The following is a 13,521-nucleotide window of genomic DNA, read 5'->3' as shown; positions in this document are numbered from 1 at the left end:
GGGTACCCAAGGGTACGGACGCGACATACGCTCGCACTCATGACGGACTCACAGGCCCCCACGACCAACCCCGTCGCTCCGGTGCCCCCGGGCGTCCGCACCGCCGCCGACGTGGTCACCCCGGAGGTGCTCGCCCAGCTCATCCGGGGTGTCGTGGGCTCGGGCCGTACCGCGAACCACGATCCGTCCACCGGCGAGAAGCTCGCCGACCTGCCCGCGTCCACCCCCGAGGACGTCGCCGCGGCCTTCGCGCGCGCCCGCGCCGCGCAGCGGCTCTGGGCGGCCACTCCCGTACGGCGCCGGGCCGCCGTCCTGCTCCGCTTCCACGACCTGCTGCTGGAACGCCAGGCCGAGGTCCTCGACCTCATCCAGCTGGAGACCGGCAAGGCCAGGCTGCACGCGCACGAGGAGGTCCAGGCCGTCGCCGTCGCCGCCCGGCACTACGGGCGCCGGGCCCCCGCGTATCTGCGGCCGAGACGGCACCTCGGCGCCGTACCCCTGCTGACCAAGGTCACCGAACTGCGCCAGCCGCGCGGGGTCGTCGGCCAGATCGCCCCCTGGAACTACCCGCTGGAGCTGTCCGTCGGCGACGCGCTGCCCGCCTTCGTCGCGGGCAACGCCGTGGTGATGAAGCCCGACACCGAGACCGCGCTCACCGCGCTCTGGGCGCGTGACCTGCTGGTCGAGGCCGGACTCCCGGCCGGGGTGTGGCAGGTGGTGATCGGCGAGGGGCCGGTCGTCGGGCCCGAGGTCGTCGAGCGCGGCGACTACATCTCCTTCACCGGCTCCACCCGCACCGGCCGTGAGGTCGCGCGGCGCGCGGCGAGCCGGCTCGTCGGCGCGTCCCTCGAACTCGGCGGCAAGAACGCCATGCTCGTCCTGCACGACGCCGACATCGAGAAGGCCGCCGCCGGGGCGGTGCGCGCCTGCTTCTCCACCGCCGGCCAACTCTGCGTCTCCATCGAGCGGTTGTACGTCCACGAGTCGGTCGCCGACACGTTCCTGGAGCGGTTCGTCGCCCGGACGAAGGCGATGCGGCTCGGCAGCGCGCTCGCGTACGGCGCCGACATGGGCTCCCTGATCAGCGAGCGCCAGCTCCGCACCGTCACCGGCCATGTGGAGGAAGCCGTCGCCAAGGGCGCGCGGATCCTCGCGGGCGGTGTCGCGCGGCCCGACATCGGACCGTACTTCTACGAGCCCACCATCCTGGAGGGCGTCGAGCCGCCGATGTCGGTGTGCGCCGAGGAGACGTTCGGCCCGGTCGTCTCCGTGTACCGGTTCCGCGACGAGGACGAGGCCGTCGAACTGGCCAACGCCACGCCGTACGGCCTCAATTCGAGCGTGTGGACGCGCGACGGCGGACGCGGGCACGCGATCGCCGCCCGGCTGCGCACCGGCACCGTCAACATCAACGAGGGCTTCGCCCCGGCGTACGGGAGCGTGCGGGCACCGATGGGCGGCATGAAGGACTCCGGACTCGGCCGCAGGCACGGCGCCGAGGGCATCCTCAAGTTCACCGAGGTCCAGACCGTGGCGGAGCAGCGCGTGCTCCCGATGGCGCCGTCGATGGGGATGGACGACGAGTCGTACGCCGCGCTCATGACCAGGAGCCTGCGCGCGCTCAAGGCATTGCGGCTGCGCTGATCCGACGGGGAGGAGAGCCGATGTCAGGGGAGAACCGAGCGCGGAGCGCGGAGGACGCGGGCGGGAAGCCGGGTGAGGACGTGGGTGAGGGCGTGCGCCAGGACGCGGGCGGGGGTGCCAGTGACGCGGGCACGGAAGGGGGGCCGGCCCGCGACGGCGACCACGCTTCCGACCACGCTTCCGACCGCGCCGCCGGCTCCGGCTCCAGTCGCGACAACGAGAACGACAACGATCAGGGCCGTGAACACGACCGCGACCAGGACCAGGACCAGGACCACGGCCACGGCCACGACTACGACGTCATCGTCGTCGGGTCCGGCTTCGGCGGTGCCGTCGCCGCGCTGCGCCTGACCGAGAAGGGCTACCGCGTCGCCGTACTCGAAGCCGGCCGCCGCTTCACCCCCGGCACCCTCCCGAAAAGCTCCTGGGACCTCAGGAACTACCTGTGGGCCCCGGCCCTCGGCCTCTTCGGCATCCAGCGGGTCCATCTGCTCGGCAATGTCATGGTCCTCGCCGGCGCGGGTGTCGGCGGCGGCTCGCTCAACTACGCGAACACGCTGTACGAGCCGCCGAAGGCGTTCTTCGAGGACCGCCAGTGGGCCGGTATCACCGACTGGCGGGCCGAACTCGCCCCGTACTACGACCAGGCGCGCCGCATGCTCGGCGTCCGGCTCAACCCGACCATGACCCCCTCGGACGTCCATCTCCGGGCGACCGCGCGGGCGATGGGCGTGGGCGACACCTTCCACCTGGCGCCCGTCGGGGTCTTCTTCGGCGACGGACAGGACGCCGACGGGACGGCGCGGGCCGAGCCGGGCGCCTCCGTCGGCGACCCGTACTTCGGCGGCGCGGGCCCCGCGCGACGGGCCTGCGCGCAGTGCGGGGAGTGCATGACCGGCTGCCGTCACGGCGCCAAGAACACCCTCAACGAGAACTATCTGTACCTCGCCGAGCAGGCGGGGGCGGTCGTCCGCCCGATGACGACGGTGGTCGACATCACCGAGGACCCGGCGGGCGGCCACCGTGTCGGGACCGTCCCCACGCACCGCCGCACTTCCGCGCCGCGCGTGCTGCGGGCCCGCCATGTGGTCGTCGCGGCGGGGACGTACGGGACGCAGACCCTGCTGCACACGATGAAGGACCTGGGGCGGCTGCCGCGCCTCTCCGACCGGCTCGGTGAGCTGACCCGTACCAACTCCGAGGCCCTGGTGGGCGCGCAGACCACCGACCGGCGCTACCGGAAGAAGCACGGCGCGGCGGCGTCCGGCGCGGCAGCGGGCGTGGACTTCACCCGGGGGGTCGCCATCACGTCGTCCTTCCACCCGGACGCCGACACCCATGTGGAACCGGTCCGTTACGGCAGGGGCTCCAACGCGATGGGTACGCTCTCCATCCTCCAGGTCCCCTACAGTGAGAACGGCCGCCGGTTCGCGGGCTGGCTCGGCAACGTGGCCAGGCACCCGGTCCGCGCGGCCCGTTCGCTCTCCAACCGGCGCTGGTCGGAGCGGACCGTCATCGGCCTGGTGATGCAGTCCGTCGACAACTCGCTGACGACGTACCGCAAGCGGAAGGGCCCCGGCAAAGGGTTGCTGACGGCCCGTCAGGGACACGGCGCGCCCAACCCCCAGCAGATCGAGGCGGGTACGCGGACGGCGTCCCTGCTCGCCGACGAGATCAACGGCTTCGCGGGCTCGAACATCGGCGAACTGATGGGCACCCCGCTCACCGCGCACTTCCTCGGCGGCTGCCCGATCGGCGCCGGGCCGGAGCACGGGGTGATCGACCCGTACCACCGGCTGTACGGGCATCCCGGCATCTCGGTCGTCGACGGTTCGGCGGTCTCGGCCAACCTGGGCGTCAACCCGTCGCTGACCATCACCGCCCAGGCGGAGCGCGCGATGTCCTTCTGGCCCAACAAGGGCGAGCCCGACCCGCGTCCGGAGCAGTCGGCGGGGTCGGCGGGGACGGCGTACGTACGGTGCGGGCCGGTCGCGCCGAAGTCGCCGGCGGTCCCGGCGTCGGCGTTCGGCGCGCTGCGGCTGCCGTTCCTCGGGATACCGGCGGTGCCGCCGAAGAAGCGGCCGTAGAAAGCACCCTCCGTAGGAGGAGCGAGGGTAGGAAGAAAGCGGCCTTGGCGGGCGCCTTCCGTAGGAGGAGCGGGCCGCCGCTCCGCGTGCGGGCAGCAGGGAGGCGCTGCACCCCCCTCCGAGTGCAGCGCCTCCGGTCGTGCGGTCGTGCTGTCCTGCTCCGCGAACGCGGCCGTCCGGTGAACCCCGGCTGCCCGGTGGAACTCCCGACGGCGGGTGGCGGAGATCGTTGTTCCCCATGCAGGACCCGCGATCCGGGCGGATGGTTGCCCTTTTCCTCACGGAATCTTTATGTGTCGCGCGTCACATCGCGCCGTACGGGGGCGCCGACCGGCCGACGGGGGCCAGACACGGCAAGGGCCCCGCGGGCCCGGTCCGAAGCGAACCGGACGGGCGCCTGCGGGGCCCTTGGCATCGGCACCGGGGCGTCAGGGCGGCGCGCCGGTGCCGGATCGCGGCGCCGGGGGGAGCGCCGCGCGTTCGGGACGGTGGAGTGGTGAGCGGGGAAGCATCGACGGGGCGGTCGGGGCGGCGGTCGGGGGACTGCGGACGCGGACGGGGACTCGTCCTCCGTATGCGGTCGGCGCCGGGCGTCCCCGGTGCCGACCGCTCTCGGGGTGACCGGGCATGCTGTCCCCTGCCGACCGGTCACTCGAACTGGAGCGAGGTCCCACGACGCACCTGCGCGGTACGTCACACGCCCCAGCGAAGCCACGCGTGGTTTGTTCGGGCCCGCCCCTGGCTGACACGGACACCGGGACCAACGAAGCCTGTCGGGCCGGGTCACGCGCCGTACGGGTGAGGACGCGCCCGAATCCATGTCCGTACGGCCGGAGCCGTCCGCCCACGCGCGGCCCCACCGCTCAGATCCGGCCGCGCGAGAGCTCCAGCAGCGTCATGGCGAGCGAGGTACCCGGTGTGCCGAGCGCGTCCCTGAAGCGGCCGAGGATCTGGTTCTCGCGGGAGAGATTGAGCCGGCGTCCGCCCGACCTGATGCGGGCCTCCTGGACGACCGCCGAGACAGCCATCCGTTCCTGGACGAGGCCGATGATCCGGTCGTCCAGCGCGTCGATGCGCTCGCGCGCGCCGTCGATCACCGTGGCGGCCTCGCCGGTGCGGGCGCCGGTGCGGTCGGCGGGGGCGGTGCGATCGGCGGCAGCGTGGGCGTGATCGGTGGCAGCGTGGTCGGTGGTGGTCATGGAGGGCTCCTCTGTACGAAGGGGAGACCCCGGGCGGTGAACTGCCGGCCCGGACAACGCGGAACGCCCCGGGCCTTGTCGGCCCGGGGCGCCTGGGAAGTCGCTTGTCAGCTCAAGCGGCACGACCATGGCAGCCGGTCGGGCCGGTGCCATAGGTAAAGAAGACGGTCGAGTGCTCGCGCATGCCGGCCAGTATGCCGGAGGGGCCCGGGAGCCCCTCGCGGGGTTCGGATGCTGAGACGAAAAGCCGCCTACGGCCCCCGTTAGAATCGGCCGAACCGAACCCCTTCACCGCCGGAAGGCCGCGCCCGTGCCAGCAGTGCCCCCCGCCACCCCCGACGCCGTCCTCGTCGTCGACTTCGGCGCGCAGTACGCCCAGCTCATCGCCCGCCGTGTCCGCGAGGCCCGGGTCTACAGCGAGATCGTCCCCTCGACGATGCCGGTGGCCGAGATGCTGGCCAAGAACCCCAAGGCGATCATCCTTTCCGGCGGCCCCTCCTCCGTGTACGCCGAGGGCGCCCCGACCGTCGACCGGGCGCTCTTCGAGGCCGGGGTCCCGGTCTTCGGCATGTGCTACGGCTTCCAGCTGATGGCCACCACCCTCGGCGGGACGGTCGACAACACGGGCTCGCGCGAGTACGGCCGTACCGAACTGCACGTCTCCAAGTCCGGCTCCACCCTCTTCGAGGGCACCCCGGACGAGCAGCAGGTCTGGATGTCCCACGGCGACGCATGCTCCGCCGCCCCCGAGGGCTTCACCGTCACCGCCTCCACCGACGTCGTGCCGGTCGCCGCCTTCGAGAACGACGAGAAGAAGCTCTACGGCGTCCAGCACCACCCCGAGGTCATGCACTCCACGCACGGCCAGCAGGTCCTGGAGCACTTCCTCTACCGGGGCGCCGGCATCGAGCCGACCTGGACCACCGGCAACGTCATCGAGGAACAGGTCGCCCTCATCCGCGAGCGGGTCGGCTCCAGCCGCGCGATCTGCGGCCTGTCCGGGGGCGTGGACTCCGCCGTCGCCGCCGCCCTCGTACAGAAGGCGATCGGTTCGCAGCTGACCTGCGTGTACGTCGACCACGGGCTGATGCGCAAGGGCGAGACCGAGCAGGTCGAGAAGGACTTCGTCGCGGCCACCGGTGTCCAGCTGAAGGTCGTCGACGCGCAGGAACGCTTCCTGGCCGCGCTGGCCGGGGTCTCCGACCCGGAGCAGAAGCGGAAGATCATCGGCCGCGAGTTCATCCGGGTCTTCGAGCAGGCGCAGGCGGAGATCGTCGCCGAGGCGGAGCCCGGCGAGCCGGTCGAGTTCCTCGTCCAGGGCACGCTCTACCCGGACGTGGTCGAGTCCGGCGGCGGCACCGGCACCGCCAACATCAAGTCGCACCACAACGTCGGCGGGCTCCCCGAGGACCTGGAGTTCTCCCTGATCGAGCCGCTGCGCCAGCTGTTCAAGGACGAGGTCCGGATGGTCGGCCAGGAACTGGGCCTGCCGGAGGAGATCGTCCAGCGCCAGCCCTTCCCGGGACCCGGCCTCGGTATCCGTATCGTCGGCGAGATCACCCGCGAGCGCCTGGACCTGCTGCGCGAGGCCGACGCCATCGCCCGCGAGGAACTGACGGCGGCCGGACTCGACCGCGACATCTGGCAGTGCCCGGTGGTCCTGCTCGCCGACGTGCGCTCGGTGGGCGTGCAGGGCGACGGCCGCACGTACGGCCACCCGATCGTGCTGCGCCCGGTGTCGTCGGAGGACGCGATGACGGCGGACTGGACGCGGATGCCGTACGACGTGCTGGCGCGGATCTCCACCCGCATCACCAACGAGGTGGCGGACGTGAACCGCGTGGTCCTCGACGTGACGAGCAAGCCGCCGGGGACGATCGAGTGGGAGTGACCTCTTTTTGAGGGGTCTCCCGATATTTCCAGGTCAACGCCGATGCCGTCGCTCATTCGTTTGGGTGGCGGCATTGGCATATGCCCTGGGTAGGCTTGTTGTACGGACCAGAATGTCGTCCATGGGAGGAACCATGACCGCTGAGCCGCTGCCCACCACTCCGTGGCCGGTGCCGCCGCAGGACGGTTACACCGTGGACGACCTGCTGACGCTGCCCGGCCTCCCGCCGCACACAGAGTTGATCGACGGGAGTCTGGTTTTCGTGAGTCCGCAGCGCTATTTCCACAGCATCGTGATCGACATGCTGATGGCCGGACTGCGTCGCACTGCGCCGTCGGAGGTGAAGGTTGTCCGCGAGATGACCGTCCAGCTCGACGAGAGCAACGGCCCCGAGCCGGACCTCTGCGTCGTCCGGGCCGAAGCGGTGACCAGCCGCGAGCAGACCCGCTTCGACGTGGCCGATGTCTCGCTCGCCGTCGAGGTCGTCTCGCCGGACTCCGAGGCACGCGACCGTGACACCAAACCGCACAAATACGCCGGGGCGGGCATCCCGCACTTCTGGCTGGTCGAGATGGCGGGCGCGGACCAGCACCCGGTCGTCCAGGTGTACGAGTTGTCCACGGTGACGAAGTCGTATGCCCTCGTCGGCATCCACCATGAGCGTCTGAAGCTCTCCGTCCCGTTCGACATCGACATCGATCTCGCCGAGGTTGACAATCTGTAGCCCCGCGCAGCCCCTCCCCGGCATCTGACACCCCTCCCGATACGGCACAATTCCCTTTCACGGCAAGGAAGTTCACCCGACAAGATCCACGCGGGGTCCAGGGGTGCGGGGCGGGGAAGGCGGTATTCGGCGTGGCGGTGCAAGTGGCGGGGAAGAGCACGCACGGCGGGGGCTGTACCTGCGGGGACTGCCCGTACGGGGCCCTGGCGGGACATCGGCGGGCTGTCGCGGCCTTCCTCGCGAAACGGGAGGAGTTCGCCGCCGGGCAGGGACTGCCCGCCGCGCTCGCGCACTCGCCGGGCGCGTCCCGGCAGTGGGTGTCCGACGAACTCACCCAGTCCGCGCGCGCCGTCGCCGACCGGAGCCGTGAGGCGGGCGACGCCTGGCTGCACGCCGTCCGGCGGCACACGCTGCTCGTCGTGTGGGGCGCCGTCGCCGCGCTGGCGCTGGTGCAGGCGGCCACCGCCATCGGCGCGGGCTGGAGCGTCGCCCGTACGGCGGGCCTGGTCTCCGCCCTCGTCGTGGCCGGACTGCTCAGCGCCGCCGCCACCCTGCACCGTGCGCGCGGCGGTCTCCTCGCCCCGCTCATCGGCGAGGACAACCGGCTGTCCACCTCCCGTACGGTCGCCTCCGCCTGGGTGCTGCTGTTCGTCTTCGCCGTCCTGGTGCTGGCGCTCCAGCTGGCGGGGGCGTCCGACCACGAGTCGCGCGACGAGCTGATCGCCGGACTCGAAATCGCGCGTGGCGCGGGCATGCTGACCGTGCTGGCCGTGGTGTGCGCGATCGCCGTCGTCGTACGCCGCCTGGTGGGGGTACGGGTGGGTGACCGACGCCTCCAGAAGGTGCGGGCGGCGCGCCCCCGTCTCGCCGACCTGCTCTGCGACGACGGCGGGCGCGGCAGCTTCGCCGACGTCCAGTACACGCTGGTGACGGCCGTCGCCGTGCTCTTCTCGGGCGTACGGCTGGCCCGCCGCCCCGAGCAGCTGCCCGATCTGCCGTGGGCCCTCGCCCTGCTGGTGCTGGTCTCGGCCGCGACGTACTTCGCCGCGAAGTGGGCCGAGGGCGGTCCGCCCGTCGTGCTGTCCGTCGTGCGGGCCCGGGAGGCCGGGGACCTGGACGCGCCGATCCGGACCGGCGACGACATCGAGATCCGGGGGACCGGCTTCGTGCCGCCGGGCGCGGGCACCCCGGACCGGCTGGCCGGCATGGTCGTACGGATCGGGCCCGTCCACATCCATGTCCCGCTCGTACCGGTCCCCGGCGGTTTCCAGAACCCGTCGGACACCGTGCTCACCGTTCCCGTGCCGGTGGACGTGGAGCCGGGGCGGCTCGACGTGCAGGTGGTGACGGCGGCCGGGGTCGAGACCAACCGGGTGCCGATCGACGTCCAGGACTGAGCCCCGGTCCCGCCCGCCGGGCGCGGCCGGACCGGGTCGGGAATCCGCCCCTTCCGGACCGCTGAGCGGAATGTCCGTCCCCTCCGTATGCATGTACGAGGCACGCGGGCACAATCGAGCCCTGCGAGCGACGTGGGCGGCGGAAAGGCAGGGCGTGCGATGACGCACGGATACCGGACGGACAGCTACGGAACGGTCGGTGGTGAGCCCCGGGGCTGGAAGGAGACGGCGGCCAAGTACGCCCTCCTCCCCCTGAGGATCTTCCTCGGCGCCACCTTCATCTACGCGGGGCTCGACAAACTCACCGACAGCGGCTTCCTCGCGGCCGACGGGCCCGGCTCGATCGGCGAGCTGATGCGCAGCGTCCGCGGCAGCTCCGCGATACCCGCGCTGGTCGACCTGTCCCTCAAGAACCCCGAGGGCTTCGGCTACGCCATCTCCCTCGGCGAGGTGGCCGTCGGCCTCGGCACCCTCTTCGGACTGCTGGGCCGGCTCGCCGCGTTCGGCGGCGCGCTGATCTCACTGAGCCTGTGGCTGACGATGAGCTGGCAGTCGGACCCGTACTACTACGGCAACGACCTGGCCTACCTCATGGCGTGGCTGCCGCTGGTGCTCGCCGGAGCGCCGGTGTTCTCCCTCGACGCGGCCCTGGCCAACCGGCGGCGCCGCATGCGGTAGTCCGCCATCGACACGGCGGAGGCCAGGGAGAGCCCCCCACAGATGATCGGGATCATCACGAACCACGGGGTGTCCCACCAGCCTCCGGCGTCACCCGCGAAGACGGTGGCCGCGCCCGTCACCACGAGGCCGGCCACCAGCTTGCCCGGCCTGAACTCATGCCGCAGCACGGGCCACCTCCACCTGTCCGACACCGACGTCGAGTCGCAGGTCCAGTGTGCCCCCGGGCGTCACACCCTTCGGCGGCGCCACCGTACGCGTCCGTTCCCGCCCCGGTGAGAGGTCGATGTCGTTCGGCGCCTCGCCGGGGAGCCGGATGTCCGCCAGCCCCGTCGCCACCCGCACCCTCAGGGTGACGTCGCGCGGTACGACGACCTTGAGCTTTCCGGCGCCGACCTCGGCGCTCGTACGGAGCGTCCGTCCGGCCGGAACCTCGACGGCGGCCAGGTCGAGGGTGCCGACGCCGGTGCCCAGTTCGTACGAGGGCGACACCGAGGCCACGGCCGCCGGGCGCCAGGTCGTGCGCACCCAGTCCGTGCCGATGTCCTTCGGTACGGCCGCCGACGCGGCGAGCAGACCGGCGGTGAGGACCGCGAAGAAGAGCGTGCCGAAGCCGGTGCGGCCCAGGAAGGCGCTCACGGCGAGACCGAGGCCGAACACGCCCAGCGCGGCGGCCAGTCCGATCTGGAGGCTCGTACCGAGCGGCTGGTCGTCCCACGACAGCCGCAGCCCGAGGCCGCCCGCCAGCACGGCCAGCAGGAAGACCGTGCCGCCGATCCCGCGCGGGCCGTGCCGCCCGCAGGAGGCCCCCCTGCGGGCCCCCGCGCCCCGGCGCCGCGCCCCGGTGTCCTCGTCGTCGGGACCCCACAGATAGCCGGACGCCGGCACCGGGCCCGTCGTGCCGTCCTTGACGATCGGGTCGCGCCACCACGACGGGCCGCCGGGCGCCGGCGGCGCCTTCGTCTCCGGGGGAGCCTCCGCCACGGCCGCCGCCGTCCCCGGGTCGAGCGGGCCGCCCTCCTCGATCGTGGCGCGGCGGCGCTGCGACCAGACGCCGGCGCCGATCGCGGCGATCGACAGCATCGTGGCGAAACCGAGCGTGCCGCCGTTGTTGAGGGTCGACAGGAACAGGCCACAGCCCACGAGGGCGAGCAGGACGGCTATCAGTGAGGCGCCGTCGACGCGGCCCGACAGGAGACGGCGCAGCTCGTTCTCGTACTCGCCGTCGACCGGGACCAGCAGCCAGGCGAAGCCGTAGAAGATCAGACCTATGCCACCGGTCAGCGTGAGTACGACGATGACGATCCGGAAGATGACCGGGTCGAGGTCGCAGTACCGCCCCAGCCCGCCGCAGACACCCGCGACGACCTTCTGCCGGGGCGCGCGCACCAGCTGCGGGGGCCGCGGCTGAGGCGGCCGGGTCGAGGTGTGCGGGGCGGACGGAGTCATACGTACATGGTGACCGCCCGCCCGCCCCGTCTCCAGCCGCCCCGACCCTGGCCGGTCCCTGATATCGGGCGGCGGGCGGGCGGGGCGTGTCAGGGTCGTTCTCGGGGCCGCTCTCAGGGCAGGGCCCTGATGCCGGGGCGCGCCCGCGCGTGTGACCATCGGTGGCATGCCGCCCGCCAGCCCCCAGCCCCCGCAGCCTCTGCCCTCGTCATCGTCCGCTTCGTCCTCGTCCTCGTCCTCGTTCGCGTCCGCGTCGTCGTCCCTGTCGTCCGAGCCGTCCGCGTCCGGGGCGTCGTCGGCGTCCGGGTCGTCCGCAGGCACGGGAACGGGGCCGGGAACGGGGCCGGGCGCGGGCACGGGACGGGGAGGCGGACCGGGGGCGGGTACGGGTACGGCGAGCGCGTCCCGCAGCCGCAGCCGCCCGGCGGGAACGGCCCCCGGAGCCGACGAGCCGCCCCTGCGCAAGCTCTACCGCAGCGCCGACGGCAGACTCCTCGGCGGCGTCGCGCGCGGTCTCGCCGGCCATCTGGGACTGCCCGTCGGCTGGGTGCGCCTCGTCTTCCTGGTGCTGTTCCTCGCCCAGGGGCTCGGCGTCCTGCTGTACGCCATCTTCTGGATCGTCGTCCCGCTCGGCGTCGGCGGTACGCCCGCCGAGTCACGCCCTCTTTTCGAGGTCACCGACGACGGGCGGCGCAGGCTGCGCACACCCGACCGGGGCCAGACCTTCGCCCTCGTCGCGCTGTTCGCCGTCGGAACGGTCTTCGTCGGCAGCGCCGACTTCGGCCGGGCCGACACCGGCCGCTACATCTGGCCGACGCTGCTCATCGGCGCGGGCGTCGTCCTGGTCTGGCGGCAGGCCGACAACGCGCGCCGCGCCCAGTGGGCCTCCCTCTCCACGGACAGCAGGCGCCGCCGGGTCTTCCAGCTGGCGCGCGGACTCGCCGGAGTCGCCCTCGTCGGCCTCGGACTGACCGTCTTCATGGTCGTACGGGGCTCGGCGGCCCAGCTCGGCAACGTCCTCACGGCCGCCATCGCCGTCGTCGCCGGGGTCGCGCTCCTCGCCGGACCCTGGCTCGTCCGCATGACCCAGGACCTGTCCGACGAGCGCCTGATGCGCATCCGCGCCCAGGAACGCGCCGAGGTCGCCGCGCACGTCCACGACTCCGTGCTGCACACCCTCACCCTGATCCAGCGCAACGCCGACGACGGCGGCGAGGTCCGGCGCCTGGCCCGCGCCCAGGAACGGGAACTGCGCGCCTGGCTCTACAAACCGCAGGGCACCGGCAAGGACGAGGCGACCGGGCCCGACACCCTCGCCGAGGCCGTGAAGGCGACCGCCGCCGAGGTGGAGGACCACCACGGCGTACCGATCGAGGTCGTGGTCGTCGGCGACTGCCCGCTCGACGACGGACTGACCGCACTCGCGCAGGCCGCGCGCGAGGCGATGGTCAACGCCGCCAAGTACGGTGGCGAGGGCGGGGCCGTACAGGTGTACGCGGAGGTCGAGGGCCGTACGGTCTTCGTGTCCGTACGCGACCGGGGACCCGGGTTCGACCTGGACGCGGTGCCCGGCGACCGGATGGGCGTACGCGAGTCCATCTTCGGGCGGATGGAACGCAACGGCGGTACGGCGAGAGTGCGTTCGGCTCCCGACGGGGGCACGGAAGTGGAGCTTGAGATGGAGAGGGCGGCGGAGGCATGAGCGGTATCGGCGGGACGACGGGCACCAGCGGCGAGGGCGACAGCGGCACCGGAGGGGCGGAGAGCAGGCGCGTACGGGTGGTCCTCGTCGACGACCACCGGATGTTCCGGACCGGCGTGCAGGCCGAGATCGGGCAGACCGCGACCACGGGCGTGGAGGTCGTCGGCGAGGCCGCCGACGTCGACCAGGCCGTCACGGTCATCACGGCGACCCGTCCCGAGGTCGTCCTGCTCGACGTGCACCTGCCCGGCGGCGGCGGGGTGGAGGTCCTGCGCCGCTGCGCCCCGTTCATGGCGGCGGCCGAGAACCCGGTGCGCTTCCTGGCGCTGTCGGTGTCCGACGCGGCGGAGGACGTCATCGGCGTGATCCGCGGCGGTGCGCGCGGCTATGTCACCAAGACGATCACCGGCGCGGACCTGGTGGACTCGATCTTCCGCGTCCAGGACGGCGACGCGGTCTTCTCACCGCGTCTCGCCGGCTTCGTGCTCGACGCGTTCGCGTCGACGGACGCGCCGCCCGTGGACGAGGACATGGACCGCCTCACCCAGCGCGAGCGCGAGGTCCTGAGGCTGATCGCGCGGGGTTACGCGTACAAGGAGATCGCCAAGCAGCTGTTCATCTCGGTGAAGACGGTCGAGTCGCACGTCTCGGCGGTGCTGCGCAAGCTCCAGCTCTCCAACCGGCACGAGCTGACCCGGTGGGCGACGGCGCGCCGACTGGTGTGACCTTCTGCCGGTGCGACCTTCTGTA

General features: G+C 72.5%; 10 protein-coding genes. 8 read left to right on the top strand and 2 right to left on the bottom strand.

Annotation, left to right across the window (positions count from 1 at the left end):
* The first annotated feature begins 39 nt into the window (after positions 1–39).
* Complete coding sequence (locus OG875_RS11080) at positions 40–1,644, top strand: succinic semialdehyde dehydrogenase (RefSeq protein ID WP_330174064.1); 1,605 nt, start codon at positions 40–42, stop codon at positions 1,642–1,644.
* Between the two features lie 20 nt (positions 1,645–1,664).
* On the top strand, positions 1,665–3,731 hold the full coding sequence (locus OG875_RS11075; RefSeq protein ID WP_330174063.1) for a GMC family oxidoreductase: 2,067 nt from the start codon (positions 1,665–1,667) through the stop codon (positions 3,729–3,731).
* 863 nt (positions 3,732–4,594) lie between these two features.
* Here OG875_RS11075 and OG875_RS11070 read toward each other — a convergent pair.
* On the bottom strand, positions 4,595–4,930 hold the full coding sequence (locus OG875_RS11070; protein WP_330174062.1) for a chorismate mutase: 336 nt from the start codon (positions 4,928–4,930) through the stop codon (positions 4,595–4,597).
* A gap of 310 nt (positions 4,931–5,240) precedes the next feature.
* On the opposite strand from OG875_RS11070, the gene guaA reads away from it, so the two are divergent.
* The 4 genes from guaA to OG875_RS11050 all read left to right on the top strand — a co-directional run bounded on the left by guaA (position 5,241) and on the right by OG875_RS11050 (position 9,620).
* A complete protein-coding gene (gene guaA / locus OG875_RS11065; protein ID WP_330174061.1) occupies positions 5,241–6,821 on the top strand; it encodes a glutamine-hydrolyzing GMP synthase in 1,581 nt (526 codons plus the stop codon).
* A gap of 133 nt (positions 6,822–6,954) precedes the next feature.
* Complete coding sequence (locus OG875_RS11060; protein ID WP_330174060.1) at positions 6,955–7,545, top strand: Uma2 family endonuclease; 591 nt, start codon at positions 6,955–6,957, stop codon at positions 7,543–7,545.
* Between the two features lie 131 nt (positions 7,546–7,676).
* Positions 7,677–8,942 (top strand): hypothetical protein, encoded by a 1,266-nt coding sequence (locus OG875_RS11055; protein ID WP_330174059.1) that lies wholly within the window; start codon positions 7,677–7,679, stop codon positions 8,940–8,942.
* A 159-nt stretch (positions 8,943–9,101) separates the two neighbouring features.
* Positions 9,102–9,620, top strand: a complete 519-nt coding sequence (locus OG875_RS11050; protein WP_330174058.1) for a DoxX family protein — start codon at positions 9,102–9,104, stop codon at positions 9,618–9,620.
* Positions 9,621–9,776: 156 nt separating this feature from the next.
* Here OG875_RS11050 and OG875_RS11045 read toward each other — a convergent pair whose 3' ends face one another.
* Positions 9,777–11,069 (bottom strand): PspC domain-containing protein, encoded by a 1,293-nt coding sequence (locus OG875_RS11045; protein WP_330174057.1) that lies wholly within the window; start codon positions 11,067–11,069, stop codon positions 9,777–9,779.
* A gap of 166 nt (positions 11,070–11,235) precedes the next feature.
* On the opposite strand from OG875_RS11045, the gene OG875_RS11040 reads away from it, so the two are divergent.
* A complete protein-coding gene (locus tag OG875_RS11040) occupies positions 11,236–12,771 on the top strand; it encodes a PspC domain-containing protein (protein WP_330174056.1) in 1,536 nt (511 codons plus the stop codon).
* A complete protein-coding gene (locus tag OG875_RS11035) occupies positions 12,768–13,496 on the top strand; it encodes a response regulator transcription factor (RefSeq protein ID WP_330174055.1) in 729 nt (242 codons plus the stop codon). Before OG875_RS11040 ends, OG875_RS11035 begins: the two co-directional genes overlap by 4 nt.
* Positions 13,497–13,521 lie beyond the last annotated feature (25 nt).

This window comes from Streptomyces sp. NBC_01498, from assembly GCF_036327775.1.
GTDB lineage: Bacteria > Actinomycetota > Actinomycetes > Streptomycetales > Streptomycetaceae > Streptomyces.
The sequence above is the reverse complement of the archived record's forward strand: the minus strand, read 5'-3'. Positions and strand labels throughout refer to the sequence as shown.

What these genes read in the sequence shown, in the direction of transcription:
- OG875_RS11080 (WP_330174064.1), top strand. Translation starts at nt 40, where the DNA reads ATGACGGACTCACAGGCCCCCACGACCAACCCCGTCGCTCCGGTGCCC.
- OG875_RS11075 (WP_330174063.1), top strand. Translation starts at nt 1,665, where the DNA reads ATGTCAGGGGAGAACCGAGCGCGGAGCGCGGAGGACGCGGGCGGGAAG.
- OG875_RS11070 (WP_330174062.1), bottom strand. Translation starts at nt 4,930, where the DNA reads ATGACCACCACCGACCACGCTGCCACCGATCACGCCCACGCTGCCGCC.
- OG875_RS11060 (WP_330174060.1), top strand. Translation starts at nt 6,955, where the DNA reads ATGACCGCTGAGCCGCTGCCCACCACTCCGTGGCCGGTGCCGCCGCAG.
- OG875_RS11050 (WP_330174058.1), top strand. Translation starts at nt 9,102, where the DNA reads ATGACGCACGGATACCGGACGGACAGCTACGGAACGGTCGGTGGTGAG.
- OG875_RS11045 (WP_330174057.1), bottom strand. Translation starts at nt 11,069, where the DNA reads ATGACTCCGTCCGCCCCGCACACCTCGACCCGGCCGCCTCAGCCGCGG.
- OG875_RS11040 (WP_330174056.1), top strand. Translation starts at nt 11,236, where the DNA reads ATGCCGCCCGCCAGCCCCCAGCCCCCGCAGCCTCTGCCCTCGTCATCG.
- OG875_RS11035 (WP_330174055.1), top strand. Translation starts at nt 12,768, where the DNA reads ATGAGCGGTATCGGCGGGACGACGGGCACCAGCGGCGAGGGCGACAGC.